General features: G+C 73.7%; 28 protein-coding genes. 13 read left to right on the top strand and 15 right to left on the bottom strand.

The window, feature by feature from the left end; genetic code table 11:
* Positions 1-44: 44 nt before the first annotated feature.
* Positions 45-230: a DUF397 domain-containing protein gene (locus tag CNX65_RS00540; protein WP_096491006.1), complete on the bottom strand. Its 186-nt coding sequence runs from the start codon at positions 228-230 to the stop codon at positions 45-47.
* Positions 227-1,090 carry a helix-turn-helix domain-containing protein gene (locus CNX65_RS00535; protein WP_177154576.1) on the bottom strand — a complete coding sequence of 288 codons (864 nt, stop codon included), beginning with the start codon at positions 1,088-1,090 and terminating at the stop codon, positions 227-229. Before CNX65_RS00535 ends, CNX65_RS00540 begins: the two co-directional genes overlap by 4 nt.
* 214 nt (positions 1,091-1,304) lie before the next feature.
* On the opposite strand from CNX65_RS00535, the gene CNX65_RS00530 reads away from it, so the two are divergent.
* The 4 genes from CNX65_RS00530 to CNX65_RS00515 all read left to right on the top strand — a co-directional run bounded on the left by CNX65_RS00530 (position 1,305) and on the right by CNX65_RS00515 (position 3,773).
* A complete protein-coding gene (locus CNX65_RS00530) occupies positions 1,305-1,490 on the top strand; it encodes a hypothetical protein (RefSeq protein WP_096491004.1) in 186 nt (61 codons plus the stop codon).
* 260 nt (positions 1,491-1,750) lie between these two features.
* Complete coding sequence (locus tag CNX65_RS00525) at positions 1,751-2,131, top strand: GntR family transcriptional regulator (RefSeq protein ID WP_096491003.1); 381 nt, start codon at positions 1,751-1,753, stop codon at positions 2,129-2,131.
* Positions 2,128-2,988, top strand: coding sequence for an ATP-binding cassette domain-containing protein (locus CNX65_RS00520; protein ID WP_232519653.1), 861 nt, complete (start codon positions 2,128-2,130; stop codon positions 2,986-2,988). The genes CNX65_RS00525 and CNX65_RS00520 overlap by 4 nt, the downstream gene beginning before the upstream one ends.
* Positions 2,985-3,773: a hypothetical protein gene (locus CNX65_RS00515; protein ID WP_096491001.1), complete on the top strand. Its 789-nt coding sequence runs from the start codon at positions 2,985-2,987 to the stop codon at positions 3,771-3,773. The genes CNX65_RS00520 and CNX65_RS00515 overlap by 4 nt, the downstream gene beginning before the upstream one ends.
* 42 nt (positions 3,774-3,815) lie before the next feature.
* On the opposite strand, the gene CNX65_RS00510 is transcribed toward CNX65_RS00515, so the two are convergent.
* Together CNX65_RS00510 and pheA are read right to left on the bottom strand one after the other, a co-directional pair.
* Positions 3,816-4,427, bottom strand: coding sequence for a histidine phosphatase family protein (locus CNX65_RS00510; RefSeq protein WP_096491000.1), 612 nt, complete (start codon positions 4,425-4,427; stop codon positions 3,816-3,818).
* Entirely contained in the window at positions 4,424-5,314 is an 891-nt protein-coding gene (gene pheA, locus CNX65_RS00505) for a prephenate dehydratase (protein ID WP_177154575.1), read from the bottom strand. The genes CNX65_RS00510 and pheA overlap by 4 nt, the downstream gene beginning before the upstream one ends.
* Positions 5,315-5,417: 103 nt before the next feature.
* Between pheA and CNX65_RS00500 the strand changes: the two genes are divergently transcribed.
* A complete protein-coding gene (locus tag CNX65_RS00500; protein WP_218181952.1) occupies positions 5,418-6,029 on the top strand; it encodes a macro domain-containing protein in 612 nt (203 codons plus the stop codon).
* A 61-nt stretch (positions 6,030-6,090) separates the two neighbouring features.
* Here the strand turns inward: CNX65_RS00500 and CNX65_RS00495 are convergent, their stop codons facing one another.
* On the bottom strand, positions 6,091-6,573 hold the full coding sequence (locus CNX65_RS00495; RefSeq protein WP_012782735.1) for a GNAT family N-acetyltransferase: 483 nt from the start codon (positions 6,571-6,573) through the stop codon (positions 6,091-6,093).
* A gap of 60 nt (positions 6,574-6,633) precedes the next feature.
* On the opposite strand from CNX65_RS00495, the gene CNX65_RS00490 reads away from it, so the two are divergent.
* Positions 6,634-7,263, top strand: coding sequence for a response regulator (locus tag CNX65_RS00490; RefSeq protein ID WP_177154574.1), 630 nt, complete (start codon positions 6,634-6,636; stop codon positions 7,261-7,263).
* A 323-nt stretch (positions 7,264-7,586) separates the two neighbouring features.
* Here the strand turns inward: CNX65_RS00490 and CNX65_RS00485 are convergent, their stop codons facing one another.
* Complete coding sequence (locus CNX65_RS00485; protein ID WP_096490997.1) at positions 7,587-8,705, bottom strand: GAF domain-containing sensor histidine kinase; 1,119 nt, start codon at positions 8,703-8,705, stop codon at positions 7,587-7,589.
* The gene (gene cydD / locus CNX65_RS37655) at positions 8,702-11,767 is read right to left on the bottom strand and encodes a thiol reductant ABC exporter subunit CydD (protein ID WP_096490996.1); all 3,066 of its coding nucleotides are present in this window, start codon (positions 11,765-11,767) and stop codon (positions 8,702-8,704) included. Before cydD ends, CNX65_RS00485 begins: the two co-directional genes overlap by 4 nt.
* A 146-nt stretch (positions 11,768-11,913) precedes the next feature.
* Here cydD and CNX65_RS00475 point away from each other — a divergent pair, with 146 nt between their 5' ends.
* A complete protein-coding gene (locus CNX65_RS00475) occupies positions 11,914-12,903 on the top strand; it encodes a toll/interleukin-1 receptor domain-containing protein (RefSeq protein ID WP_177154573.1) in 990 nt (329 codons plus the stop codon).
* Positions 12,904-13,033: 130 nt separating this feature from the next.
* Here the strand turns inward: CNX65_RS00475 and cydB are convergent, their stop codons facing one another.
* The 5 genes from cydB to CNX65_RS00450 all read right to left on the bottom strand — a co-directional run bounded on the left by cydB (position 13,034) and on the right by CNX65_RS00450 (position 18,355).
* On the bottom strand, positions 13,034-14,038 hold the full coding sequence (gene cydB / locus CNX65_RS00470) for a cytochrome d ubiquinol oxidase subunit II (protein ID WP_096490994.1): 1,005 nt from the start codon (positions 14,036-14,038) through the stop codon (positions 13,034-13,036).
* Between the two features lie 14 nt (positions 14,039-14,052).
* Positions 14,053-15,564: a cytochrome ubiquinol oxidase subunit I gene (locus CNX65_RS00465; protein WP_096490993.1), complete on the bottom strand. Its 1,512-nt coding sequence runs from the start codon at positions 15,562-15,564 to the stop codon at positions 14,053-14,055.
* 81 nt (positions 15,565-15,645) lie between these two features.
* Positions 15,646-16,305: an IclR family transcriptional regulator gene (locus tag CNX65_RS00460; RefSeq protein ID WP_096490992.1), complete on the bottom strand. Its 660-nt coding sequence runs from the start codon at positions 16,303-16,305 to the stop codon at positions 15,646-15,648.
* Positions 16,306-16,307: 2 nt separating this feature from the next.
* Entirely contained in the window at positions 16,308-17,492 is a 1,185-nt protein-coding gene (locus CNX65_RS00455; RefSeq protein ID WP_096490991.1) for a fumarylacetoacetate hydrolase family protein, read from the bottom strand.
* The gene (locus tag CNX65_RS00450; RefSeq protein ID WP_269770681.1) at positions 17,489-18,355 is read right to left on the bottom strand and encodes a hypothetical protein; all 867 of its coding nucleotides are present in this window, start codon (positions 18,353-18,355) and stop codon (positions 17,489-17,491) included. Before CNX65_RS00450 ends, CNX65_RS00455 begins: the two co-directional genes overlap by 4 nt.
* A 69-nt stretch (positions 18,356-18,424) precedes the next feature.
* Between CNX65_RS00450 and CNX65_RS00445 the strand changes: the two genes are divergently transcribed.
* Positions 18,425-19,609, top strand: a complete 1,185-nt coding sequence (locus CNX65_RS00445) for a homogentisate 1,2-dioxygenase (protein WP_096490990.1) — start codon at positions 18,425-18,427, stop codon at positions 19,607-19,609.
* A gap of 148 nt (positions 19,610-19,757) precedes the next feature.
* Here the strand turns inward: CNX65_RS00445 and CNX65_RS00440 are convergent, their stop codons facing one another.
* Positions 19,758-20,375, bottom strand: coding sequence for a hypothetical protein (locus tag CNX65_RS00440; protein ID WP_232520115.1), 618 nt, complete (start codon positions 20,373-20,375; stop codon positions 19,758-19,760).
* A gap of 92 nt (positions 20,376-20,467) precedes the next feature.
* Here CNX65_RS00440 and CNX65_RS00435 point away from each other — a divergent pair, with 92 nt between their 5' ends.
* From CNX65_RS00435 to CNX65_RS00415, 5 genes are all read left to right on the top strand, one after another.
* Positions 20,468-21,226, top strand: a complete 759-nt coding sequence (locus CNX65_RS00435; protein ID WP_096490989.1) for a DUF2470 domain-containing protein — start codon at positions 20,468-20,470, stop codon at positions 21,224-21,226.
* Positions 21,227-21,235: 9 nt separating this feature from the next.
* Complete coding sequence (locus tag CNX65_RS00430; RefSeq protein WP_177154572.1) at positions 21,236-22,030, top strand: CPBP family intramembrane glutamic endopeptidase; 795 nt, start codon at positions 21,236-21,238, stop codon at positions 22,028-22,030.
* A 73-nt stretch (positions 22,031-22,103) separates the two neighbouring features.
* Positions 22,104-22,757 (top strand): GOLPH3/VPS74 family protein, encoded by a 654-nt coding sequence (locus CNX65_RS00425; RefSeq protein WP_096490988.1) that lies wholly within the window; start codon positions 22,104-22,106, stop codon positions 22,755-22,757.
* Positions 22,758-22,896: 139 nt separating this feature from the next.
* Entirely contained in the window at positions 22,897-24,144 is a 1,248-nt protein-coding gene (locus tag CNX65_RS00420; RefSeq protein WP_373565531.1) for an arginine deiminase, read from the top strand.
* Positions 24,145-24,293: 149 nt separating this feature from the next.
* Entirely contained in the window at positions 24,294-24,857 is a 564-nt protein-coding gene (locus CNX65_RS00415; RefSeq protein WP_096490987.1) for a ferritin, read from the top strand.
* A 79-nt stretch (positions 24,858-24,936) separates the two neighbouring features.
* Here CNX65_RS00415 and CNX65_RS00410 read toward each other — a convergent pair whose 3' ends face one another.
* Positions 24,937-25,968 (bottom strand): phenylacetaldoxime dehydratase family protein, encoded by a 1,032-nt coding sequence (locus CNX65_RS00410; protein WP_096490986.1) that lies wholly within the window; start codon positions 25,966-25,968, stop codon positions 24,937-24,939.
* A 120-nt stretch (positions 25,969-26,088) separates the two neighbouring features.
* Positions 26,089-26,415, bottom strand: a complete 327-nt coding sequence (locus CNX65_RS00405) for a DUF952 domain-containing protein (RefSeq protein WP_012782717.1) — start codon at positions 26,413-26,415, stop codon at positions 26,089-26,091.
* Positions 26,416-26,486: the final 71 nt, after the last annotated feature.

Genomic DNA, 26,486 nt, shown 5'->3' with positions numbered 1-26,486 from the left:
CCCCGCGACGTTCGGGGCCGGGCACGGGACCCGGCCCCGAACGCTCAGCGGTCGAACCGCCCCTCGGCGGCGGCGGTGCGGAACCGCTGGAACTCGTCGGTGGTGAACGTCAACCGGCCGGACTCGGGGGCCTTGCTGTCGCGGAACAGGGCGGAGCCCCGGTCGTGCGCGACCTCAACGCAGTTGCTCGCCCCGGCACCCGACCTGCTGCTCTTCCGCCAGGTGTTCATCGCCTCTCAAGTACCTCAATCTTGGTTCGGATCAGCTCGGCCGTCGCGCTCTCCGACAACGCGATCGACTCCAGCTCATTCATCATGTGGACATAGCGCCCCACTGCCTCTTCATCCTCCACCCACACGCCACCGCCCGCGTGATCCAGGAAGACGACGGGCGGGTCTTCCGGGTCGCCGAAGTCCAGGACGGTCACGCCGCCGGACATGGCCCCGTAGGCGCCCGCGCTGAGCGGCACGACGTGGATGGCGATGTTGTCGCGCTCGCCGAGTTCGAGCAGGTGCCGGAGCTGCCCGAGGAGGACGGGGACGCCGCCGATCTCGCGGCTGAGCACCGATTCGTCCATGAAGGCGCGGACCCGGATCGGGTTGTCGCCGCTCAGGAGCCGCTGGCGCTCCAGGCGGGCTTTCACGTACTCCTCGGCCTCGACGGCTTCTTCCAGGTAGGGGGAGGCGGCCGGGTGCTGGAGGGCGCGGGCGTAGTCGGCGGTCTGCAACTGGCCGAAGACGAGGTGGGGTTCCAGCGAGTCGACCGCCGTGGCCTCGGCCTCCGCTTGGAGGAAGTTGCGGAAGGCGCTCGAACTGCGGGCCGGAAAGCGGATCTTGGTCGCGTCGTCCTTGGCGTCCTCCCAGAGCAGGACGGCCTTGGCGCGCTCGTCCTCGGAGGCCCCGTAGTACCCGAGCACGGCCTGCAACTCGGCCCGGCGACACCTCGTGTGCCCGCTCTCGGTCCGGTTGACGGTGGGCCGCGAGATGCCGAGCAGCTCGGCGACGTCGTCCGGCGTGCGACCCGCCTTCTTCCGCAGTTCCTGCAGGTAGAGGCCCAGCTTTCGGCGGCGCCTGGTCTGCGTGTTCGCCATGGGGCGCAACTCTATGGGGCATTCGATCATTCCGATATCACTCGATCGGGAGCATGACTAAGTGCACGTGCGCCGATAACGTGCTTCGCGTCGGTGGGATCGCGTCTCCGACGAAGCGCAGCGAGTCCTCCGGGACCTCGCGCCCGCGGTCCCACCGGCCCCGAACTCCCCGAGCGGAAGGCCGAAACCCGTGATCCTCACAGGCGGAACCCACATGTCCACGTACATCAAGGTCGAGGACGGCGCGACGATCGAGTGCGCCACGGCCGCGGGCGAGGTCGAGCTGACCGTGGACCGGACCGTGGACCTGGTGCTGACCGAGGAGGCCGCCCGCCGGACCGTGGCCACCCTGACCGAGGCACTGGCCGCGCTGGAGGCGCGAGGAGCGGCGGCGATCTGACGGCGGTGTTCTGACGGCAAACCCACGGGCGGTGGTGCGACGGGAACGGCGCGGTGGAGGAGCTGACCGCGTTCATCGACCGCGTCAGCGCGGCACCGGCCCGGACAGCCGCCGGACCACGATCGGTGACCCGCGCGCCACCGGCACCGCGCTGCACGACTCCCCCACCGGCCGGCGCCCCGCTCCGGCCACCCCCTTGACCACCACCCTCCCCTCGGTGCACCATGCTTTCACTAATTAAGTAGTGAAAGGGTGTTGAGGTGATCGAGTTCCGGATCGACCGCCGTTCCGGGGTGGCCACCTACCAGCAGATCGTCAACCAGGCCCGGCACGCGCTGCGCCTGGGACTGCTGCGGCCCGGTGACCGGCTGCCCACCGCGCGGGAGGTCGTCGAGGCCACCGCGATCAACCCCAACACCGTCCTGAAGGCCTACCGCGAGCTGGAGCGCGACGGGCTGGTCGAGGCGCGGCGCGGGCTCGGGACGTTCGTCTCCGCCTCGCTGGCCGGGCCGGACGACGGGGCGCTGCGCGCCGAGCTGGCCGACTGGGTCGCCCGCGCACGCGTGGCCGGGTTGGACCGGGAGCACGTCGAGGCGCTCGTCCAGGCGCGGCTCGACGAGGTGTACCGGGGTGACGAGTGACTAGGGGGAGCGAAGTGGAGCACGTGCTGGAGGCGTCGGCGCTGACGCTGCGCCACCGGCGGGGCGGCGGACTGCGCGACTGCGCGTTCCGGTTGCCGCGCGGTGGGTTCGCGGCGCTGGTCGGGCCGAACGGGGCGGGCAAGAGCACGCTCATGCGCCTGGCCGTCGGCCTGCTGCGGCCGGACAGCGGGGAGCTGCTGGTGCTGGGCGAGCGGCCCGGCCGGTCGGGGGCGCACCCGAGGGTCGGGTACCTCGGCCAGACCAAGCCGCTGTACCGGGGGTTCACCACCGCCGAGGTGCTGCGCGCGGGTGCCGAGCTGAACCCCGGCTGGGACGCGGAGCACGCGCTGCGGCTGGTCGAGAGCGCGGGCGTGCCGCTGGACGCGAGGGTCGACCGGCTCTCCGGCGGCCAGCGCACCCGCGTGGCGCTGGCGCTGGCCCTGGGCAGGCGGCCCGAACTGCTGCTGCTGGACGAGCCGCTCGCCGAACTCGACCCGCTGGCGCGCCGGGAGGTCATGGGGGCGCTGCTGGGCGAGGTCGCCGACACCGGGATGTCGGTGCTGATGTCCTCGCACGTCCTGTCCGAGCTGGAGAGCGCGTGCGACCACCTGGTCCTGCTCGCCGACGGCCGGGTGCCGCTGGAGGGGCCGGTGGACGAGCTGCTGGACGCGCACCGGGTGCTGGTCGGGCCAGCCGACCTCCCGGCGCCGGACGGGGTGGTGGAGTCGAGCGCGGTGGGCAGGCAGCGGACGGTGCTGGCCAGGACGGGGGACGTGCCGGGCTGGACCTGCGCGCGGCCGTCGCTGGAGGACCTCGCGCTGGGCTACCTGCGCACGTCGCGGGCGGTGGCGGCGTGATCTGGTTGGCGTGGCGGCAGCAGCGGGCGCACGTGCTGGGCGCCCTGGGGTTCACCGCGTTCGCGGCGCTGGCGCTGGGGCTGACGCGGTGGGGCGAGGCGGGGGTGGTCGGGCACACCTCCTACGACCTCCTGACGCTGCCGCTGCTCGGCGGGCCGCTGCTGCTGGGGGCGTTCGCCGGGGCGGCGGTGTTCGCGCCGGACGTCGAGCGGGGCACGCACGCGCTCACCCTCACCCAGTCCGTGTCCCCCGACCGGTGGTGGGCGACGAAGCTGCTGGTCACCGGGGTGCCGCTGGCGCTGTGCGCGCTGGTGACGGGGCTGGTCGCGCGCTGGGTCGTCGGGGGCGCGGCCCCGTCGGCGGGCACGTCGCCGCTGATCAGCCCGCTCTTCCAGGCCCAGGGCGTCGTTCCGGTCGGCTACGCCCTGGTGGTGTTCGCGACGGCGGCCCTGCTGGGCCTGCTGCGGGGGAACGCGCTGCTCGCGGCGGTGGGCGCGCTGCTGCTGCACGCGCCGCTGGCGCTGGTGTCGCTGCTGGGGCTGCGCCGGTACTACGCCCCGCCGCTGGTGGTTCCGGAGGAGCAGGCGCCGGGACAGATCTGGCCGGTGGACTACCGGCGCTACGACGACCTGGTGGACGGCGAGGTGTTCGGCAGGGTCCTCGTCGGCTACCACCCCGACTCGCGCTTCTGGCCGTTCCAGTTCGTGGAGCTGGGGATTTTCCTGGCCCTCGCGGCGGCTCTGCTGGCGGCCGGCTGGTGGGTGGCCACCCGCAGGCTGCGGTGACCTCCCGGTCGGGCCCGACGAGGGGCGGGCCCGACCGCCGGTTCAGCCGGCCACGTCCACGCCGGTCCACGAGGTGCAGACCCACCCGTCGCCGGCCCGCTCCAGCTCCACCCGCCCGGTGTTGGGCAGCAGCCCCGCCGCGACCAGGGCCGGGGTCACGTTGGTCGCCAGTGCCAGCGCCGCCATGCGCAGCGAGGCGCCGTGGCTGACCAGCACCACCACGTCGTCCTCCGCGCGCCCGGCGGTGACCTCCTCCACCGCCGCCAGGTACCGGTCGAGGACCTGCCTTCCGGACTCGCCGCCGGGCAGCGGCACGTCCAGGTCGCCGTCGGCCCACGAGCGCACGGTGCTCATGAAGGTCCCGTACGCCTCGCGGTCGCTGCGGCCCTCCAGCTCGCCGCAGAAGATCTCCTGCACGCCGTCCACGACCTGGACCTCCAGGCCGTGCGCCGCCGCGACCGGGGCCGCCGTCTGCTGGGCGCGCACCGCGACGCTCGCGTGCACGGCGGTGACCGGCACGTCCGCCAGGTCCCGCGCCAGCGCCTCCGCCTGGGCCCGACCGGCCTCGGTGAGCGGCGGGCCCGGTGGCAGGCTGTCCAGCGCCATCGCCACGTTCGACGCCGTCTCACCGTGCCTGACCAGCAACAACCTCACGCGCCCCTGCCCTCCCTGATCGTCGCGACCCACTCGGCCGCGGCCACGAAATCCGCGTTCTGCGCCACCACGTCCTCGCGCACGGCCTTCGGGTAGGAGCCGAGGAACCGGGTCTCCGGGCAGTGCCTGCGCAGCGCGGCCAGCGCGTCCCCCACCCTCGGCTCGGCGACGTGGCCGTCGAAGTCGATGTAGAACCGGTACTCCCCGAGCGGGCCCTTGGTGGGCCGGGACTCGATCCGGGTCAGGTTGACGCCGCGCAGCGCGAGTTCGAGCAGCACGTCCGACAGCACGCCCACCCGGTCCGGCGCGGTCACCACGACCGAGGTGCGGTCGGAGCCGGTGGGCTCGGGCAGCGGGCCGGGCTTGCGCAGCAGCAGGAACCTGGTCTTGGCGTCGCGCACGTCCGCGAGGTCGGTGGCCGCGACCTCCAGCGGGTAGTGCTCGGCCGCCACGGGCGCGGTCACCGCCGCGTCGTGCTCGCCGCGCTGCACCGCGACGGCCGCCGCCGCCGTGGAGGTCGCGGCCACCGCGACGGCGTCGGGCAGGTTCGCGGCGAGCCAGTAGCGCACCTGGGCGAGCGCGTGCGGGTGGCTGGCGACGGTGCGGACCGGTCCACCACCCGGACGGACCAGCAGGCTGAACCTGACCGCGAGCACGGTCTCGGCGACGACGACCAGGGGGGTGCCCTCGGCGAGCGCGTCCATGGTGGCGGGGACGGCGCCCTCGACGGAGTTCTCCACCGGCACGCAGGCGAGTTCGGCATCACCCGTGCGGGCGGCTCCCAGGGCTGCTGGAATGGTCTCGCGGGGGTCCAGGTCCGCGCCGAAGCCGCGCGCGGCCTGCTCGGTGAAGGTTCCCCTGGGGCCGAAGTAGGCGATGCGTGGCACGGGCGCAACCATACGAGCAGCACACATGGTGATCGCCGTTGAGGCGAGGATCACCCGCGCGGCGGGTGCCCGCCCCTGTTCCGCACAGCGCATCTCTCCTGGAATGCTTGTCCACGTGGCCGCCGATACGGAGGGTGAGATCAACGCTCCGGTTGTAGTTCCCCGTCTGGTGCTGTGCGCCGTAGATGAACCGCTCACGAGGGCCTGGGCCGGTGTGGCCGACGGCCGAACAGGGGTGGTGGTGCACCGCGGTTCGGTGCTGGACATCGTCGCCGAGGCCGTGGTCAGCTTCGGGAACTCGTCCGGCTGGTTGCGGACCGGCGTGGACGAGTTGTACGCGCGGGCCTTCCCCCACGTGGAGGACCAGGTGCGGCGGGCGGTGCTGGCGCTGCACGGGGGCGAGCTCCCGGTCGGGGAGGCGCTGACCGTGCCGACCGGCGAGCCCCAGCCCGAGTGGCTCGTCAGCGCGCCGACCAGGCGCGTGCTGGGCGAGCGCTTGCCGGACGACAGCGTGCACCCGTACCTCGCGGCGCGCGCGGTGCTCCGGCTGTGGCAGACCGGGCGGCTCGACGACGGCAGGCCCCTGCGCGACGTCGTGCGCACGATCGCCATGCCGGGACTGGGAACCGGAGTCGACGGAGTGTCGCCGTGGACCTGCGCACGTCAGGTCGCGGCTGCCTGGGACGAGGTGTTCAGCCCGATCCCCAGGCGCTAGGAGTTGTCCACAGGTCTGTGGAGAACTTGCCCACAGCCTGTGGACAACCCGGCGGACCGGGTCAGCGCGGCGCCACCCAGCGCTCCAGGTCCAGCTCGTCGACGATGGGGATCCCGTAGTCGCCGACCGACGGGATCTCCGGCTTCACCCGGCGCGACTCGCGCACCGCGTCCGAGCGCAGCGACGTGAGCCGGAAGCCGCGCCGCTGGTAGAACCGCAGCGCGTCCAGGTTGTCGTTGGTGGTCGTGAGCCTGATCCGGTTGCACCCGAGCTGCCGCGCCCGGTGCACCACCGCCTCCAGCAGTGCGGTGCCGACCCCCCGGCCGCGCCGCAGGGCGTCGATGGTCACGATCTCCAGCAGGTTGTCGTTGGTCGTGTAGGTGAGCAGGCCGAGAACCTGGTCTTGCTGCTCCACCAGGAATCCGGGCAGACTGGCCGGGAAGAACACCTGTCCGTGGGCCACGGAGGTGTGCGTCCCCCATAACTCCAGCACCAGACGGCCGACCACGATCCGGTCGGCTTCCTCGATCGCGCGAACCAGCATCCCTGAACTGTCCCGAGCACCGGCTGCAGTGGGTACCGGCATCCGACCTATGGTTGATTCGTGACCATCCGGGTACTGCTGGTCGACGACCACGAGGTGGTCCGCAGGGGGCTCCGCGAACTGCTGGAGGACGAGGCCGACCTGAAGGTCGTCGCCGAGGCCGGCGGTGTTCGGGAGGCGGTCGTGCGGGCGCAGGCGAGCAAGCCAGACGTAGCCGTAGTCGACATGAGGCTGCCCGACGGCACCGGTGTCGAGCTGTGCGGGAAGCTCCAGGACCTGCCCGCCGGGCCGAGGTGCCTGGTGCTGACGGCGTTCGAGGACGACGAGGCGCTGGTCGGGGCGATCACGGCGGGGGCGTCCGGCTACCTGCTCAAGCAGGTGCGGGGCCAGGACCTCGTGCACGCGGTGCGGGAGGTGGCGGCCGGGCGGTCGCTGCTGGACCCGGTGACGACCTCGCGCGTGCTGGAGCGGATGCGCAAGCCGCAGGAGCCGGACGAGCTGGCGACGCTGACCGAGCAGGAGCGGCGGGTGCTGTCGCTCATCGGCGAGGGCCTGTCGAACCGGCAGATCGCCGAGCGGCTGTTCGTGGCGGAGAAGACGGTGAAGAACCACGTGACGGCGGTGCTGTCGAAGCTCGGCATGGAGCGCCGGACGCAGGCAGCCGCGTGGGTGGCCCGCCGGGGGCGGTGACCGACTCCGGTCGGCCCCGGCCGTCAGCCCGACCGGCCCGCCCCCGCCGGGTGAGGCGACGCGGCTGACGGCCCCCGCAGCGGGGTCCAGTCGGCCGCAGGAGCGCCTGGTACGGGCGGGGTGGGGTCGGTTATCCGATTCGGGGGGCGGGGCGCTGAGGCGTGGTCATGGGGCGCGGTCACGGGGCGCGGTCACGGGGGCGGGCGCCGCCGGGACGGGGTCGCCGCCGCGGGGGCAGCCGCCGAGGCGGGCTCGCCGGTCCGCGATCGGGCCACCACCGCCGGGCCACCACCGCCGGGCCGCGACCACCGCGCGCCCCGCCGTCAGGCGAGGGGCACGTGCCAGCGGATCGTGGTGCCGGTCGACGGCGACGAGCTGATCTCGCAGCCGCCGCCCATCGCGAGCGCCCGCTCCTCCAGGTGCCGCAGGCCGCGCTTCTCCACCCCGTCGGGAATCCCGCACCCGTCGTCGCTGACCTCCAGCGCGAGCCGCTCGGCGTCCTTGTCGACGGTGACGCCCACCCAGCCCGCGCCCGCGTGCCGCACCACGTTGGCCAGCGCCTCCCGCAGCGCGGCCCGCGCCTGGTCGGCCAGCGCGGGCGCCAGGTCCAGGAAGTGGCCGACGATGCGCACGTCCGGCCGGAACCCCAGCAGCTCCCCCGCCGTGCGGGCCTCGGAGCGCACCGAGTCGACCAGGTCGGTGTGCGCGAGCTGCTCCGGCACGGTGCCGCGCAGGGCGCGCACGGTGGCCCGCACCTCGGCGATCGTCTCGTCGAGCTGGTCCACGGCGTCGGCCAGCCGCTTGGCCTCGCGGCCCTCCAGCTTGAGCTTGCGGTCCAGCAGGTCCAGCTGCACGCCGGTCGCGAACAGCCGCTGGATCACCACGTCGTGCAGGTCGCGGGCGATGCGCTCGCGCTCCTGGTAGACGGCGACGCGCTGGCGGGCCGTGGTGCCCTCGGCGAGCACGACGGCGAGCCCGGCGTGCGCGGCGAACGCGGTGAGCACGTCGACGGTGTCCGGGCTGAACGGGGTCGAGCCGCGCCTGCGGTACACCGCGAGCGCGCCGATGCGCCGCTCCTTCGTGCCGAACGGGGCGACCGCGAACGGGCCGTAGCCGCGCAGCGGCTTCGGCACGAACGGGGCGGTCCTCGGGTCGCTGACCAGGTCGGCGGCGACCACGGGGATGCCGGTGCGGGCGGCGCGGGCGGCCGAGGAGCGGCTGGACACCACGACGCCGACCGGTTCCTGACCGGCCGAGGACGCCTCCACGGTCAGCGTGCCGTCGTCGGCGGAGATCATCGACAGGCCGAGGTCGGCGCCCGCCAGCTCGGCGGCGTGCCGGACCACCAGCGGCAGCACCGCGTCCGGGTCGTCGCCCTCCAGCGCCAGCGAGGTGATCTCGGTGGAGGCGGCCAGGACGCGGGCCGGGTCGACGGCGGTCACCGGGCGGGCCGCATCGACAGGACCAGGTCGGCGTGCCTGGTCTCCTCGGGCCGGTGCGTGATGTGGACCACGGTCCTCCCCTTCAGCGCCACGTCGAGCCGGTCGAGCAGGGCCTCGGCCGCGGGGCGGTCCAGGTGCGCGGTCGGCTCGTCGAGCAGCACCAGGTCGGCGTCGTGCAGCAGCGCCCTGGCCAGCGCGACCCGCTGGGCCTCGCCGCCGGAGAGCAGGGTGGGGCCGATCATCGTGTCGAGCCGGTCCGCCCACTCCGGGAGCCCCGCGGTGACCAGGGCCTCGCGGAGCCGGTCGTCGTCCGCGTGCGCGTCGCCGAGCTTGAGGTTCTCCCTGAGCGTGGTGGACACCAGCATCGGCTCCTGCGGGCACCAGGCGACGCGCTCGGGGCGGGTGACCCGGCCGCGCTCGGGCTCCAGGAAGCCCAGGAGCAGCGCGAACAGCGTGGACTTGCCCGCGCCGGACGGGCCGACGACGGCGATCCGCTCGCCCGCGCCGGGGGTCAGGGTGAAGTCCCGGAGCACGGGTTCGGCCGCACCGGGCCAGCGGACGTCCACGTCCTCCAGCTTGGCGGGTCCGGTCGCGGGCCTCACCTCAGGGTGCCGCTCGGTGACGCGGCCGTAGGCCTCGCGCAGCGCGGTGCGGTGCTGGGCGGCGGCGGGCAGCGCGCTCAGCGCCTCGACCAGCGCGAGCGGGACCAGGCCCAGCACGGGGACGAGCAGCGGGTTGATGTCGCCCGCGAGCGCGGTGCACACGACGGCGGCCAGGCCGGTGGCGAGGGTGATCAGGCCGGTGGCCGCGCCCGCGCCGAACGCCTGGCGGCGGGTCTGCCGCGCCAGCTCGGCGTCGACGGCGGCGAGCCCGGCCCGGTAGCGGCCCTCGGCGCGGAACGCGATGAGGTCGGGGGCGGCGGTGAGCAGGGTCAGCACGTCCTCGGAGACCCGGCGGCGGCCCCTGGCCAGCGCGGTGGTGGCGCGGCGGTCGAGCGCGGCGGCCAGCAGTGGCGCGGCGAGCCCGCCGACCAGCAGGAGCGCCGCGAGGGCGAGACCGGCGACCGGCTGGATGGCGGTGAACAGGAGCACGGCGGCCAGGCCGACCCCCGCGGCGGCGAGCGGCGGCTGGAGCACCCTGGGCACCAGGTCGCGGACCGTGTCGGTGTCGTCCACCAGCCGGGTCAGCTCGGCCCGGCCGGGGCGCAGGTTGCGCCACATGTCGATGCGCAGCGCGTCGGCGAACCGGAACGCGGCGTCGTGCGTGACGAGCCGCTCCAGGTAGCGCAGCACGCCCTTGGCCAGCGCGCACGCCCGCACGCCCACGGTGATCACGGACAGGGTGAGGATCGGCGGCTGGGTGGACGCCTTGGCGATCAGGTAGGCCGACAGGGCGGTGAGGGCGACGCCGCTGAGCAGCGCGGCCGTGCCGATGGCGGCGCCGCCGAGCAGCAGGCGGGTGGGGCGGGGGGTGCGCGGGGTGGTGGGCTCGCGGTCGGCGGCGCGCACGGCGGTGGCGCCGTCGGCGGTGTCGGCGGCCTCGGCGAGCCGGTGGGTGGCGAGCACGACGGCGGCCCCGCCCTCGGCTGCGGCGGTGATCGCGGCCATGACCTTGGCGGCGGTGGCCGGGTCGAGGTGGGCGGTCGGCTCGTCGAGCAGCAGCACGTCCGCGCCGGTGCTCAGCGCCCGCGCCACGGCGACGCGCTGCCGCTCGCCGGTGGACAGCTCGGCGACCGGCCGGTCGACCAGGTGCTCGGCGGCGACCCGCCGCAGCACCCCGTGGTCGACGCGCCCGGTGGTCAGCTCCAGCTCCTCGGCGACGGTGCGGGCGGCGAACGCGGGCCGCTGCGGCACCCAGGCGACGCTGCCGCGCACCCGGACCTCGCCGGAGGTGGGCGCGAGGAAGCCGAGGAGGGCGGCGATGGTGGTGGACTTGCCGCGCCCGCTGGGGGCGTCCAGGTGGTGCACCTGACCCGGTCGGACGGTGAAGTCGAGCCCGTCGGGGGCGAACCCGCCGCGCCGCTCGACGCGCAGGTCGCGCACCTCCACACCGGTCTCGCCCGCCTCGGGGACGGTGATCCGCGCCTGCGGGGAGTCCACGACCTCGGCGACCCGGCGGACCGCCTCCAGGCCGTCCTCGCTGGCGTGGTGGGCGGCTCCCGCGTTGCGCAGCGGCAGGTAGCAGTCGGGGGCCAGGATCAGCACGATCAGGCCGGTCGCCAGGCTCATGTCCCCGTAGACCAGGCGCACGCCGATGCCGACCGCGATGAGCGCGACCGACAGCGACGCGGCGATCTCCAGCACGAGCGCGGACAGGAACGCCACGCGCAGCGTGCCCATGGTGGCCCTGCGGTGGGCGTCGCCGGTGCGGCGGACCGCCTCGGCCTGGGCCTGGGCGCGGCCGAACGCGGTGAGCACCGGGAGGGCCCGGACCAGCTCGTGCAGCCGGGCGGAGAGCTTCTCGGTGGTGGTCGCGACCGCGGCGACCTTCTGCTCGGTGAACTTGCCGATCAGGATGGCGAACACCGGGATCAGCGGGATGGTGATGGCGATCAGCACCGCGGAGGTGGGGTCGCTGAGCAGGATCCACAGGCCCACGGCGGGCGGCACGACGGCCGTGGTCACCAGGGCGGGCAGGTAGCGGGTGAAGTAGGCGTCGAGCGCGTCGAGCCCCTTGGTGGCCAGCGCGGTCAGCTCGGCCGGGCCGCGGGCGGTGATCCACTCCGGGCCGTTGGCGAGCGAGCGGTCGAGCAGGGCGGCGCGCAGCTCCTCCTTGGCGCCCGCGGCGGCGCGGGCGGCGGCGGACTCGGTGGCCCAGGCGAGCAGGGCGCGGGCGATGACGGTCGCCGCGATCGGCCACAGCGGCGGCGAGCCGCCCGCGACGAGGTCGGCGAGCGCGGTGCCGAGGGCGACCGCCTGCGCCACGAGCGCGACGGCGGTGCAGGCGGCGAGGAAGGCGCACAGGACCAGGGCCCGGCGCGCTGAAGCGGACAGCTTCGGCAGCGCGCCGAGCGGGCCCCGCCCCGGCTTTTTCCTGGCGGGAAGGTCACCGGGGAAGCTCACGGTTCCACGGTATGCCGAGGTGGGCCCGCGTGTGCGGGGCGACGGTCCCGGCCCGCGCAGGACCAAGGTCCCGTGCCCCTCGCGGTGCTCACCGGCGAGGCGCAGAAGTGCGGGAGGACCGGGGGGCCTGCGGGCTAACCTGCGGTGTGCCGCCCTCGGAGGAGTCCCCCATCCGCGTCTTCCTGAGCTACGCGCAGGACGACGACCACGTGCTCGGCTTCATCGAGCCGTTCACCCGCGCGCTGGAGCAGTTCGCCTTCTCCGACCGGGGCAGGCGCGTCGAGGTGTTCGTGGACCGCACCGACCTGGTGTGGGGCCAGGAGTGGCGCAGCGGCATCGACCAGGCGATCGACAGCGCGCCGGTGTTCCTGCCGCTGATCACCAACCTGTACTTCGACCGCCCGTACTGCCGCAAGGAGCTGCACCGCTTCCACAGCGAGGCCGACCGGCGGGGCGTGCCGTCGCTGCTGCTGCCGGTCGTGCTGCTCGGGCACCGGATGCTCACCCCCGACCACGAGGACCCGCTGGTGCGGGTGATCAGCGAGCGCCAGTACCGGGACCTGCGGGAGGCGATGCTGGAGGGCAGCGGGTCGGCGGTGTGGCGGCGGGCGGTGCTGGCGCTGGCGGGCGACCTGGTGGACGTGGTGGAGGAGGCCGAGCGGGTGCTGGCCACCGCTCCCCCGGCGCCGTCCGCCGACGAGGACCCGCTGCTGGGCGCGTTCCGCGAGCGGCACCGGGCGGTGGGGGCGCTGCTGGCGGAGGTGCGCGCGGCGCTGTCGGACGAGCTGGTGGCCGTCGAGCGGGCCTCGGTGCGCCCGCCGGTGGAGGCGCAGCGGACGGCGCTGGGCGTGGCCGCCGCGCTGCGGGTGCTCGGGGAGCGGTTCAGCGACGGGTGCCGGGACTACGAGGCCGCGGTGGCCGGGGCGCTGGCCCCGGAGCGGCGCGCGGGCGCGGCGGGGCTGGCCGACGAGGTGGCGGCGCTGTGGGCGGACGAGCGGGCGGTCTCGGACCTGCTCGACCGCTTCCGCCCGCTGGAGGAGAAGTACGCGCCGCTGCGGCACACGCTGCGGACGCTGCGGCGCGGGTGCAAGTCGTTGCAGACGGCGCTGCTGCTGGTGGAGCGCGGGTCCGGCTGAGCGGGGCCCTGGTCGGGCCGGGAGGAGAACCGGCCCCGCCGCGTGCGCCGCGAGGCGGGGCCGGAGTCCGGCGGCGCCGGGGGTCGTGCGGGGGTGGCCGCGGGCGCCGCGCGACCACCCCTGCCCGCGACTACGACGGGACGTGCACCGGGGGGATGCTCTTGACGCCGATGCGCTTGCGGAACACCCAGTAGGTCCAGCCCTGGTAGACCAGCACGGCGGGCGCGCCGAACGCGGAGACCCAGGTCATGACGGTCAGGGTGTACGAGCTGGAGGACGCGTTCTCGATCGTCAGCGAGAACGCCGGGTCGACCGTGGACGGCAGCACGTTCGGGTACATGGCCCCGAACAGCGCGATCACCGTCGCCACGACCGCGACGCCCATCAGCGCGAACGCCTGCCCCTCGCGCCCCGCCCACAGCCGGGCCAGCGAGCCGACCGCCGCGAGCAGCACCACCACGGTGGCGCCCCAGGTGGCGGCGCCGCCGAACTCGAACTGCACCACCAGCAGGGTCACCACCAGCGGCAGCAGCGCGACCGGGGCCATCTTGAGCACCAGCGCGCGGGCCCGCTCCCGGATCTCGCCCTCGGTCTTGAGCGCGGTGAACAGCGCGCCGTGGACCAGCGAGAACCCGGAGACGGCCAGGCCGCCGACGATCCCCTGCCAGGTGAGGTAGCTGAACGGGCCGCCGACCCGGTTGCCGATCTCGTCGATCGGGAGGCCGTGGACGTTGGTGGTGAGCACGAAGCCGATGCCGAACGAGGCGACCCAGGACGTGGAGATGATCACCCGGTCCCAGTTCCGCCGCCACCGCTCGCTGTCGACCTTGCCCCGGTACTCGAAGGCCACGCCGCGCCCGATGAGCGCCACCAGGAACAGCAGCAGCGCGAGGAACGCGGTGCTGAACAGCGACGCGTACCAGAGCGGGAAGGCGGCGAACGTGGCCGCGCCCGCGACGATCAGCCAGACCTCGTTGCCGTCCCAGACCGGCCCGATCGTGTTGATCATGACCCGGCGCTCGGTGTTGTCCTTGCCCAGAACCGGCAGCAGCATCCCGACGCCGAAGTCGAAACCCTCCAGGAAGAGGAAGCCCAGCCAGAACAGGGCGATCACGCAGAACCAGAACGTCTCCACGTCAGCACCCCCTCTCAGTACGCGAACGCGAGGACGTCGTCATCGTCATCGCTCTTGTCGTCGGAGTCCTTGTCCTTGCCGTCGCCGGTCTTCGGCTTCACCGGCGGCATGACCCCGGCGACACCGCCCGCGACGTACTTCTTGAGGAGGAAGACCTCCACGACCGCGAGCACGCCGTACAGCAGGGTCAGCACGGTGACCGAGGTCAGCACCTCGCCGACCGTGTTGGCCGAGACCGCGCTGGCGGTGAACATCCAGACCCCGTCGACGCCCGTCGGGTTCGGCGCGACCACGAACGGCTGGCGCCCCATCTCGGTGAAGATCCAGCCGAAGCTGTTGCCCAGGAACGGGGTGGCGATGCTCAGCAGCATCAGCCGGGGGAACCACTTGCCGGTCGGCGCCCGCCTGCCGCCCCGGACCAGCCACAGCGCCATCGCGCCGACCAGCGCCGAGACCGCGCCGAAGCCGATCATCAGGCGGAAGCCCCAGTAGGTAACGGGCAGCATCGGCACGTAGTCGATGGGCTGGCCGGACAGCTCGCCGAGCCGCTCGTCGACCGGGTAGTTCTCGCCGTACTTCGCCTGGTACTCGGTCACCAGGTCCTGCACGCCCTTGACCTCGCTGGAGAAGTCGTTGTGCGCCAGGAAGGACAGCAGGGCCGGGACGGTGATGCTCTTGACCGACTCGCAGTCCGCGCGGCTCACGTCGCCGACCGCGAAGATCGAGAAGGCGGCGGGCTCCTCGGTGTGGCACAGCGCCTCGGCGGCGGCCATCTTCATGGGCTGCTGCTGGAACATCAGCTTGCCCTGGAAGTCGCCGGTGATCGCCAGGCCGACGAAGGAGACGATGCCGACCCACGCGCCGAGCTTCACCGAGGCGCGCCACACGGGCTCCTCGTCGCTGCGCTTCCACAGGTGCCAGCAGGCGATGCCGACCAGGAACGCGGCGGCCACGGCGAACGCGCCGAAGATGACGTGCGGGAAGGCCGCGAGGGTGGTGTTGTTGGTCAGCACCTCGCCGATCGAGACCAGCTGCGGGCGGCCCTCGTCGGAGATGATCGTGCCGACCGGGTGCTGCATCCACGAGTTGGCGGCCAGGATGAAGTAGGCCGACAGCATCGTCGCGAGCGAGAACGCCCAGGCGCACGCGAGGTGCGCCTTCTTGGACAGCCGGTCCCAGCCGAAGATCCACAGCCCGAGGAACGTGGACTCGACGAAGAACGCCGCGAGGCCCTCCATCGCCAGCGGCGCGCCGAAGACGTCCCCGACGAAGCGCGAGTAGGCGCTCCAGTTCATGCCGAACTGGAACTCCTGGACGATGCCCGTCACGACGCCCATGGCGAAGTTGATCAGGAGCAGCTTGCCCCAGAACTTCGTCATGGCGAGGTACTTGCGATCGCCCGTGCGCACCCACGCCGTCTGCATCGCCGCGACCAGCAGCGAGAGACCGATCGTCAGCGGCACCATCAGGAAGTGGTAGACGGTGGTGATGCCGAATTGCCACCGCGACAGGTCGAGGACGTTCACACGGCGACCGTAGGTCGGCGTAGGGGTCGGACCTCAGGTGCCGTGGTCCTGCGGTGCCCAGGACCAAGGTCCTGGGATCGCTCAGCGCAGCGCGTCCGCGACCTGCTGCGCGGCGGCCACGACCTGCGGACCGACCCGGTCGCCGACCAGTTCGTCGAGGGACACGACGCCGACGCTGGCGCGCAGCCCGTGCACCCCCCTGACGGGCGCCGCTACGCCGAACGCGCCGTGCTGGAGCTCGCCCGAGGAGACGATCCACTGCAACCCCTCGGTCGAGAGGCCGATCGCCCGCCCCGCCGCGCCGCGGTGGGCCGGGTGCCTGCTGCCCACGCGGTAGGCGACGTGGAACGCCGTCCACGACGGTTCGACCACGGCCACCGCCTGCGCCTCCGCCCCGTCCGCGACCGTCAGGTGCGCGGTGGCGCCCACGGTCTCGGCCAGCTCGCGCAGCGCGGGCTGCGCGGCGATGCGCAGTTGCGGCAGCACGTTGGCGGCCAGCCGCAGCACGCCGAGGCCCAGCCGGACCTTGGAGCCCTCGCGGCGGACCAGGCCGCGCGCCTGGAGCGGCACGAGCAGCCGGTAGACGGCCGCGCGGGACGCGCCGATGGCGGTGGCCAGCTCGCTGATGGTGGGCGCGTCGGACTCGGCGTCGGCGACGGCCTGGAGCAGCGCGAGGCCCCGCTCCAGGGTCAGCGAGCTCTCCTTCTGGTCGGCGCGCCCGGCCTCCGGTGACCGGCTCACGACTACCGCTCCGGGACCGGCGCGGCGGCCAGCACGGTGCCCACGACCTCGGCGAGGCCGACGACGGACCCGTCGGGACCGGGGGCGGTGGCGGTGATGCGCACGGTGTCCCCGTCCTCCAGGAACGACCGCTCGGCGCCCGCGACCACCACCGGGTCGCGCCCGTTCCAGGTCAGCTCCAGGAACGAGCCGCGCTCGTCGACCTCGGGCCCGGAGACGGTGCCGGAGGCGATCAGGTCGCCGGGGCGCACCGGGGCACCGTTGGACGACAGGTGCGCGAGCTGCTGGGCGAACGTCCAGGACATCTCGCGGAACGGCGGCCGGGAGACCACCTCGCCGTTCCACTCGACCTCCAGGGTCAGGTCCAGCCCCCACGGCCGCTCCTCCACCAGGTGCGGCAGCACCGGGTTGGGCAGCGCGGGCGGGGCGACCCTGGCGACGGCGAACGCCTCCAGCGGGGTGATCCAGGCCGACGCGCTGGTGGCGAACGACTTGGCCAGGAACGGGCCGAGCGGCTGGTACTCCCAGGCCTGCACGTCGCGCGCGGACCAGTCGTTGACCAGGACGACGCCGAGCACGTGGTCGGCGGCGCGGTCGGGGGTGAGCCGGGAGGCGGGCGGGCCGCCGCACACGAAGCCCACCTCGGCCTCGACGTCCAGCCGGGCGCTGGGCTCGAAGACCGGGCCGCCCTCGGCGCGGCGCTGGCCGCGCGGGCGGACCACGGGCGTGCCGGACACGACGACCGTGCCCGCTCTGCCGTGGTAGCCGACCGGCAGGTGGGTCCAGTTGGGCAGCAGCGGGTCCCCGTCCGGCCGGAAGATCCGGCCGACGTTCTCCGCGTGGTGCCGGGACGAGTAGAAGTCGACGTAGTCGGCGACGGTGAACGGCAGGACCTCGCCGCCCAGGTCGGTGAGCGCCGCGCCGCGCGGGGCGGCGGGCGCGGTGACCAGCTCGACCAGCCTGGCCCGCAGCTCGCTCCACGTGGCGCGGTCCGCGCGCAGCAGGGGGTCCAGGTCGGGCGCCGACACCAGGTCGGCCAGCCGCCCGAAGGACCCGGCGAGCGGGCGCAGCGGGAGCGCGCGGTCGCCCACCCGGACGGCCACGCCGTCCGGGGTGACGCCGTAGGGCAGCGTTTGCGGCCCGAACGGGTGGTCCGGCCCGAATGCCGGGTCCTCGATCCAGCTCACAGCAGGCCCAGCTCCTCCAGGTCGCGGATCGGGTCGGCCAGCGAGCACGAGCCGTAGGAGGCGAACACGCCGCGCACCGCGTGGGCGGCCTGGTCGGACAGCGCCTTGGCCTCGGCGGTGAGCGCCTCGGCGTCGGTGCTGGACAGCGCGGCGCGCACGTCCCCGCCGGACAGCGAGCGGGCGGTGGCGACCAGCAGGTTGAGGAACCCGTGGTGGGTGAACCCGGTCTCCGGGTCCTCGTGCCGCACCGCGTGGTGCAGGCCCGCGGTCGCCTTGAAGGCCACCCCGCCGCCGCTGACGACGGCCAGGAAGTCGGCGACCTCGTCGACGCTCGGGAAGTTCTCCTTGCGCATCCCGCCGCAGCGCAGCTTGGGCCAGCTCCCGTGCTCGATGACCCGGCGCACCCCGTCGAGCCACTCGGCGCCGCCCCTGCGCGGCTCGACCACGCGGATGACGTCCTCGGGGACGAACTCCGAGACGCGCTCCAGCCACACCTCGTCCACGTCGGAGGGGGCGGGCATCTCGACCATGCGCAGCGCCAGCAGCTCGCTGCGCGACTCGACGATCGACACCGCCTTCGGGACCCCGCCGAGACCGGTGTCGATCACGAGCGACAGGGCGACCGGTTTGACCGGCTTCACCTTGATCAGCTCGGTGATCAGCTCGGCCAGCCGGGAGGCCGGGCACAGGAAGAGGTTCAGCGGTCCGGCCCAGTCGCCGGAGCGCGAGTCCAGGTAACCGCGCACGGCGTCGGCCATGGTCGCGTCGCCGGGAGGGAACAGCGCGGCGTCGTCCACCAGCCGCGCGAGCAGTGGTGGTGTGCCGCGAGGACCGGGCGCACGGAGTTCGAAGGCGCTTGACACGGCTGACACGCTAGTGGCGTACCGGTCAATGAACAAAGATGTCCGATTATCGAACGTCCGGGGTGACCGATGCCGCACTACCGCCAGGTCGGGGAGATCCCCCGAAAGCGCCACACCCAGTTCCGCTCTCCGGACGGCTCCCTGTACGCGGAGGAGCTGATGGGGGTGGAGGGCTTCTCGGCCGATTCGGCCCTGCTCTACCACCGCCACCTGCCGACCGCGATCGTCGACGCGGTGACCGTCCCGGACGCCCGGGGACCCCTCGTCCCGAACCTGCCGCTCAAGCCCCGGCACTTCAAGACCGATCCCCTGGTCGGGTCGGGCGCGGGCGGCGCGGCCGACGCGGTGACCGGCCGCAGGGTGCTGTTCGGCAACGCCGACGTGGTGATCTGCTTCGCCGCCGCCACCGAGCCCAGCCCGCTCTACCGCAACGCCTTCGGCGACGAGCTGCTGTACGTGCAGTCCGGCGAGGGCGTGGTCGAGACGGTCTACGGCGCGCTGGCGGTCGAGTCCGGGGACTACGTGGTGCTCCCGACCTCCTGCACCCACCGGGTGGTGCCGCGGACGCCCATGCGCCTGCTCGTGCTGGAGGCCACCGGGCACATCGGGCCCCCGAAGCGGTACCTGTCGGCGCGCGGGCAGTTCCTGGAGCACTCGCCGTACTGCGAGCGGGACCTGCGCGGGCCCGCCGAGCCGCTGCTGGTGGACGGCGAGGACGTGGACGTGCTGGTGCGGCACCGGGCCGGGCTGACCAGGATGACCTACGCGGCGCACCCGTTCGACGTGGTGGGCTGGGACGGCTGCCTGTACCCGTGGGTGTTCAACATCGGGGACTTCGAGCCGATCACCGGGCGGGTGCACCAGCCGCCGCCGGTGCACCAGACGTTCGAGGGGCCCAACTTCGTGGTGTGCTCGTTCGTGCCGCGCAAGGTCGACTACCACCCGCTGGCCGTGCCGGTGCCCTACAACCACGCGAACGTCGACTCGGACGAGCTGATGTTCTACGTGGGCGGGGACTACGAGGCGCGCAAGGGCTCCGGCATCGGGCTCGGGTCGCTGTCGCTGCACCCGGCGGGCTGCGCGCACGGGCCGCAGCCGGGGGCGGTGGAGGCCTCGCTGGGCGTGGAGGCCTTCGACGAGACCGCCGTCATGGTGGACACGTTCCGGCCGCTGGAGCTGGGCGAGGCCGCGCTGGCGGGCGAGGACCCGAGGTACGCGTGGTCGTGGTCGCGCCGGGGACCGGACCTGGACTAGGGCGGGCCTGCCGATCCCGGTCGGGAGCGGGGCAGGCCGAGGTCGGGACAGGCGGCCGGGACCGGGCCCGACCAAGATCGGGGCGGGCCGGGCGGCGAGCACCGGGCGTCACCGGGTTCCCCCGGTTCCAGCGACACTCGAACGGGCGTCAGCCCTGCGAGCGGTCACGTCCCGTGCCGCGCTTCCGAGTCCCCGCGGAGCCGCGCCGGGTGCGCCCGGCCTTCACGCCCCTCGCCGCGCCCGCGGACGACCCGGCCGCCTTGCCGGTCCCGCGCCGCACGGGCGCGCGCAGCACCCGCGCCGGGAACAGCTTCGGCACGCCCCGGAACGTCACCACGGTGTTGCCCTGCCGGTCCGGGAGCACGAGCCAGGCCCTGCGGTGCTTGCCGATCCGGCCGCGCACCAGGGGGCCCGCGCCGCGCACCTCCAGCACCGAGGACCTCTCCTCGCCGTGCACGACGAGCCTGCCGTTGCTCCAATGGACCCGCGCGAACCGCCACGGCTCCTCGCGCATCGCCCCGGCGGGCGACGGCCTGCGCACCAGGCCCCAGGCTATGGAGCCGAGCGAGAACGCGAGCAGCGCGAACGGGACGTGCGAGGGCACGTCGGACCAGAGGACCAGCACCAGTTGAGCGGTGAACGCCAGCGCCCCGAGCACGACCCAGCCGAACACCCGCCGGCTGGCCGTCTCGAGGCAGTGGTGGGTCCAGCGGTCATCGATAGCCGCCCCTTCGGTGGACGGCTGGTTGGGCACGACCACGAGCACCTCCGCCAAGCACGATCAGGGTACGTCCACCGGGGGACTTCCTTTTCCACCGCACGGCAAGTTAGGCTGCCCTAAGTTGGGGAGGTGACGCGGTGACCGAGATCCGCAGACCACCCGCGCCGCACCCTGCCGAGCGCGCGCGGACCATCGCCACCAGGGGTGGGCGCGCCGCGCTGCTGCCGCCGGACGGCGCCGAGGATCGGGTGGTGCCGGAGCTGCACCACGTGCACCCCTGCGGCGAGGCGACCCTGCTGCTGCCCGACGAGCACCCGCTGGTGGCGCGCGCCGCGCTCGGCGAGGTGACCTCGATGCTGGAGGTCGCCGACCACGCCGCCGTGCCGCTGCGCGAGCCGGTGCGCGGCCTGCTGTGGATCACCGGCTGGCTGCGCGCGCTCGACGGGCCTGCCGCCCGCGAGGCCTGCGTGGAGGTCGCCGAGGAACGCCCCGACCCGCGCCTGCTCGACGTCGGCCACGGGCTGACCGCGCTGCGCCTGGTCCCGGCCTCCCTGGTGGTCGCCGACGCGGAGACCACGACCTCGCTGCGCCCCGAGGTGTTCGCCCAGGCCGAGCCCGACCCGTTCTGCGCGCACGAGGACCACTGGCTGCGCCACCTGGAGCTCTCGCACCGGGACGTGGTGGGCCTGCTGGTGCAGCACCTGCCCGAGGGGCTGCGCGGCGGGCACGTCCGGCCGCTGGGCCTTGACCGGTTCGGCCTGCGGCTGCGGGTGGAGCTGGCGGACGCCGACCACGACGTGCGGATCGCGTTCTCCCGCCCGGTGGCGACCCCGTCCGAGTTGTCCTCGGAGCTGCGCAGGCTGATGGGCTGCCCGTTCCTGGCGCAGCGCCGCTAACGTGAGCTGGTGATCGACCAGACGAGGGGGCCGGGCGAGCTCGGGCCCGAGCGGTTCACGCCCGACCAGCGCAGGGGTTACCAGGTCGAGCTGCTGCTCGTCTTCAGCGTGACCCTCGGCCTGTCCGGGCTGCGCAGCCTGGTGCGGCTGGTGGACAGCCTGCTGCGGCCGGTCCCGCTCAACCAGCAGACGGTGGCGATCAACGTCCCGCAGGCGCGGTTCGACCTGCTCGACCTGATCGCCCAGCTGCTGAGCGTGCTCCAGCTGTCCGCGTGGGGCGGGCTCGGCCTGTACCTGCTGTGGCGCAGCGGGGTGACGGTCAAGGCCGTCGGCCTTGACCGGGCCAGGCCGGCGTTCGACGCGTGGGGCAGCCTGGGGCTGGCCGCGCTGATCGGCATCCCTGGACTGGCGTTCTACCTCGTCGCCTGGAACCTGGGGCTGAACCTGGCCGTGCAGCCGTCCACGCTGGACTCCTGGTGGAGCGCGATCACGCTGACCCTGGCGGCGGCGGGCAACGCGTGGGCCGAGGAGGTCCTGGTCGTCGGGTTCATCCTGACCAGGCTCCGGCAGCTGGGCTGGAAGGACAACACCTCGCTGGTGGTCGCGGCCGTGCTGCGCGGCTCGTACCACCTGTACCAGGGGTTCGGCGGGTTCATCGGCAACGTGGTGATGGGCCTGGTCTACGGGAAGTTCTGGCAGCGGACCGGGCGGCTGTGGCCGCTGGTCGGCGCGCACACCCTGCTCGACGTGGTCGCCTTCGTCGGCTACTCGCTGCTGCGCGACCACCTGTCCTGGCTGCCCTGACGGCGCCGCCGGAAGATCGGGCGCGTTCGGCCGAACGGCCCCGCCGGGGACGGGCGAGGAGGACAATCGGGGCATGACGACGCTCGCCGACGAACTGGTCCTCCTCTGCTACTCGGACGAGGGCAGGCCCTCGGTCACCCACCCGGTCCTCGGCTACGGGGTGACCGGGGCGCTGCTCACCGAGCTGGTGCTGGCGGGCCGGGTCGACCTGGTGGACAAGAAGGTCGTGGTCACCGATCCGACGCCCACCGGCGAACCGGCCGTGGACGCCCTGCTGGCCCGGCTCGCCGAGGCGGACAAGCCGCGCAAGCCGCAGCAGTGGATGCACAAGCTCTACAAGGAGAGCACGACGCGGGTGCTCGACGGCCTCGTGGAGCGCGGCGTGGTCCGCCGCGAGGAGGCCAAGGTGCTGCTGGTCTTCCCGACCACCCGGTACCCGACGCCGGACGGCAGGCAGCCCGCGCTGGAGGCGGACGCGCGCGCCCGGCTGCGCGCGGCGCTGGAGGGCGACGGCCCGGTGGACGAGCGCACGGCCGCGCTGTGCGCGCTGGTCGGGGCGGCCCGGCAGGAGCGGAAGGTGCTCCCCGACGTGCCGAAGGACCGGCTCAAGGCCAGGCTGAAGGAGATCAGCCAGGGCGCCTGGGCCCCGGAGGCGGTGCGCAAGGCCGTCGACGAGATCCAGGTGGCGCTGACGGCGGGCGCGGCCGTGGCCGCCGCCGGGGCCTGATTCGCTGCGCAACGTTTCGGGGGTCGTTCGCCGGTAGTTCTTCACGATTCGCTGCTCTGAGCGTCGAACGCGATCGAATTATTCGGAAAGACTCCCGCTGAGCTGCTGTTTCCGCCGGTCCGGGACTACCCTCGGCAGGGTGACCGCGCACATCGAGCACACCCAGTCCGCCACCCCCGCGCCCGGACCGGCGCCCAGGGTGGACAGCGAGGTCGGCCCGCTGCGCACGGTGCTCCTGCACCGGCCGGGGGCCGAGCTGAAGCGGCTGACCCCGCGCAACAACGACCAGCTCCTGTTCGACGGCGTCCCCTGGGTCGACCGGGCGCAGGAGGAGCACGACGCGTTCGCCGAGGTGCTGCGCTCGCGCGGCGTCGAGGTGCTGCTGCTCGGGGACGAGCTGGTGCGGGCGCTGCACGACGACCGGGCGCGCATCGCGGGCGTGCACAGCGCGGTGGACGAGCGCCGCCTGGGCATCCACCTGGCGGACGCGCTGCGCTCGCACCTGTCCGGCCTGGCCCCCGAGGCGCTGGCGACCATCCTGACCAGCGGCATGACCTTCGAGGAGCTGCCCGCCGCCGAGGGGGCCTCGCTGGTGCGCCGGATGCACCAGCCCGGCGACTTCGCCGTCGACCCGCTGCCGAACCTGCTGTTCACCCGCGACTCGTCGGTGTGGGTGGGCGACCGGGTGGCGATCACCTCGCTGGCGATGCCCGCGCGCGGCCGGGAGACCGCGCTGACCGACCTGATCTACGCCTACCACCCGCGCTTCGCGAAGACCGGCCGCGCCTACGGGGCGCACTCGGCCCCGCTGGAGGGCGGCGACGTGCTGCTGCTCGCGCCGGGCGTGCTGGCCATCGGCGTCGGCGAGCGGACCACGCCCGCGGGCGCCGAGTCGTTCGCCCGCTCGGCGCTGGCCGACGGGCTCGCGCACACCGTGCTCGCCGTGCCGATCGCGCAGCAGCGGGCCACGATGCACCTGGACACGGTGTGCACGATGGTCGACCGGGACGCCGTGGTGATGTACCCGGCGGTGCGGGACAACCTGTTCGCCTACCCGGTGCGCCAGGACGGCTCGGGCGGGGTGCGGGTGTCCGGGCCGAGCCCGTTCCTGGAGGCGGCGGCGGAGGCGATGGGCATCGACCGGCTGCGGGTGATCGACACCGGGCTGGACGCGGTGACCGCCGAGCGCGAGCAGTGGGACGACGGGAACAACACGCTCGCCGTGGGCCCCGGTCTGGTGGTGGCGTACGAGCGGAACGTGGAGACCAACGCGCGCCTGGAGGAGGCGGGGGTCGAGGTGCTGCGGATCAGCGGTTCGGAACTGGGCTCCGGTCGGGGCGGGCCGCGCTGCATGTCGTGCCCGATCGACCGCGCGCCGCTGGTCTAGCTCGCCCCGCACCGCTCCGACCTGCCGGGACAGCGTGGTCCGGGCTCGCCGGGGAAGGTTTGCCTAAACTATTTTAGGGAACCCTTCCCATATTTGGGTTAGCCTTTCCTTGAATGCGCAAGAGTATTTGTTCCTCTATTATCGGTGACATGGCCCTGAACCTGAAGAAGCTGCCCACCGAAACCTCCTCGAAGTTCCGAGCACTGCTCCAGGAGCAGATCGGGAACGAGTTCACCGCCTCGCAGCAGTACACCGCGATCGCGGTCTGGTACGACTCCCGCGACCTCCCCCGGCTCGCCGCGCACTTCTACGCGCAGGCGCTGGAGGAGCGCAACCACGCCATGATGCTGGTCAAGTACCTGCTCGACACGGACGTGCCGGTGACCGTCCCCGGCGTCGGCGAGGTGCGCAACGACTTCGGCTCGGCGCGCGAGCCCGTCGAGCTGGCGCTGGCGCAGGAGAAGACCGTCACCGAGCAGATCGTCGCGCTGGCCAAGGCCGCCCGCGACGAGGGCGACTACCTGGGCGAGCAGTTCCTCCAGTGGTTCCTCAAGGAGCAGGTGGAGGAGGTGTCGTCGATGAGCACGCTGCTGACCGTGGTGGACCGCGCCGACGGCAACCTGTTCCACGTGGAGAACTTCGTCGCCCGCGAGCTGAGCGGCGCCGAGGGCGGCGACCCGACCGCCCCCGCCGCGGCGGGTGGCGCGCTCTAAGCGCGCGGGGCCTGGAAGCGCCCGCCGCACCCCGGTTCACGGGGCGCGGCGGGCGTTCGGCCGTTCAAAGGGTCTCCGGTCAGCCGGGCCAGGTCTGGAGCAGCCCCGTGCCGGGGTGGCAGTTGACGTACTCGGCGGTCAGCGCCCCCTCGGGCAGCACGTGCACCTCGTGCCACAGCCGCACCCTCATGCCGGGGCCGTGCTTCAGCACGATCTCCTCCCAGAACGCCTTCAGGATGTCCTGGTGCGTCTGGTGGTGGTGCGCCCAGCGCAGGAGGTCCCCGATGCCGCGCCACCAGGCGATCGTCTCGGACCCCGCCGCCCGCGCGCCGTTCGCGTCGAGGTTGTTGACCAGCCTGGTGGACAGGCAGCCGCTCTCGTGCGGGTTGTCCTGGAGGTGCGCGACGGCCGTGCGGTACGCGGGCTCGACCCCGTCCCGGTAGGAGGCCAACTGGTCGTCGGGCGCGGCCGACCACTCCTGGGCGGTGCGGATCCAGCACAGGCCGGAGGGCGATGGCTCGGCCAGCCTCACCCGCCGACCGCGCGGCGACTCGCCGGGCGGCAGGTCGGTGACGGGCTCCTCGGCGCGCTCCCGCCCGAGGTCGCGGTGCGCCGTGGCGGGCATCCGGTCCAGGGCCGAGTTGTCGTAGTCGTGCAGGTTCGTGGGGCCGGTCGGGGCCAGGCGCGCGGGGCCGCCGGAGAACTCGGCCGAGTAGATCGTCTCGAACTGGTCGAGCGGGGTCACCGAGGTCTCGTGCCAGTGCCCGAGCGGCCCGTCGACGGGCAGGGAGTCCCACCAGGCGCGCACCGGCTCGCTCCCCCACCAGGCGCGGTGCGCCTCGGGGTCCGACCAGTAGCAGACGGCCATCTCGCTGTCGTCGTCGCTGACCCGCTCGACCAGGGCGGGGCCGCTCTCCCCCGCCGCCAGCTCCAGCACGCGGGCGATGGCCTTCACGCCGGCCGCCGAGTCGTCGGTCTGGACGCCGACGCGGGCCACGACGAGGTGCGTGGCGCCGTCGGGCCAGCGCACCTCCTGGGCGGGGCCACCGCGCGGGGGGACCCTCTCCGGCCGGTAGCCGGTGACCCGGTCGTCCAGTGGCAGGGAAGACAACGGATACCTCCTGTGTCCAGAGGTCTACAGCGAGTAGACCCGAAGATCAGGATGAGCCGTTCGGGCTAAAGACGTAAGCCCCATTTCCGTAACCGGCGATCACACTGCGCGCACGATCCACTACAGAACGGGTGGAGGGCGGAAGACGCCGTCCGGATCCGGTTCGAAGTCCAGCACCGCGACCACCGAGTCGGCCGGGATCGGGCCGTACACGTGCGGGAACCAGGGGCCGGACTCGTCGCCGTCCCCCGGTTCGTACAGCACGGGCAGGCCCTCCGGGTCGACGACCAGGAGGACCAGCCCGGACCGGTTCCGGTAGAGCGAGTTCGCGGGCAGGTGGACGGTTCCGGGGTCCGCGCAGTGCACGAACCCCTCCAGGTCGAGCGGGATCGCCCCGCTCTCCCTCGCCTCCGCCCAGTCCGCCCGCGTGCTGATCCGCAGGAGCACTTGTCCACACCTCCTGTGGAAAGCTGTGGATGAACCTGTGGTCAACTCGTCCCGACCGGGTGATCGCGCCT

The organism is Actinosynnema pretiosum (genome assembly GCF_002354875.1).
Lineage (GTDB): Bacteria > Actinomycetota > Actinomycetes > Mycobacteriales > Pseudonocardiaceae > Actinosynnema > Actinosynnema auranticum.
This window is presented reverse-complemented; position numbering and strand designations above follow the sequence as displayed.

Bases quoted from the DNA above. Each gene is read 5' to 3' on its own strand.
- CNX65_RS00540 (WP_096491006.1), bottom strand. From the start codon at position 230: ATGAACACCTGGCGGAAGAGCAGCAGGTCGGGTGCCGGGGCGAGCAAC.
- CNX65_RS00535 (WP_177154576.1), bottom strand. From the start codon at position 1,090: ATGGCGAACACGCAGACCAGGCGCCGCCGAAAGCTGGGCCTCTACCTG.
- CNX65_RS00530 (WP_096491004.1), top strand. From the start codon at position 1,305: ATGTCCACGTACATCAAGGTCGAGGACGGCGCGACGATCGAGTGCGCC.
- CNX65_RS00500 (WP_218181952.1), top strand. From the start codon at position 5,418: ATGCTTGTCCACGTGGCCGCCGATACGGAGGGTGAGATCAACGCTCCG.
- CNX65_RS00495 (WP_012782735.1), bottom strand. From the start codon at position 6,573: ATGCTGGTTCGCGCGATCGAGGAAGCCGACCGGATCGTGGTCGGCCGT.
- CNX65_RS00445 (WP_096490990.1), top strand. From the start codon at position 18,425: ATGCCGCACTACCGCCAGGTCGGGGAGATCCCCCGAAAGCGCCACACC.
- CNX65_RS00425 (WP_096490988.1), top strand. From the start codon at position 22,104: ATGACGACGCTCGCCGACGAACTGGTCCTCCTCTGCTACTCGGACGAG.
- CNX65_RS00415 (WP_096490987.1), top strand. From the start codon at position 24,294: ATGGCCCTGAACCTGAAGAAGCTGCCCACCGAAACCTCCTCGAAGTTC.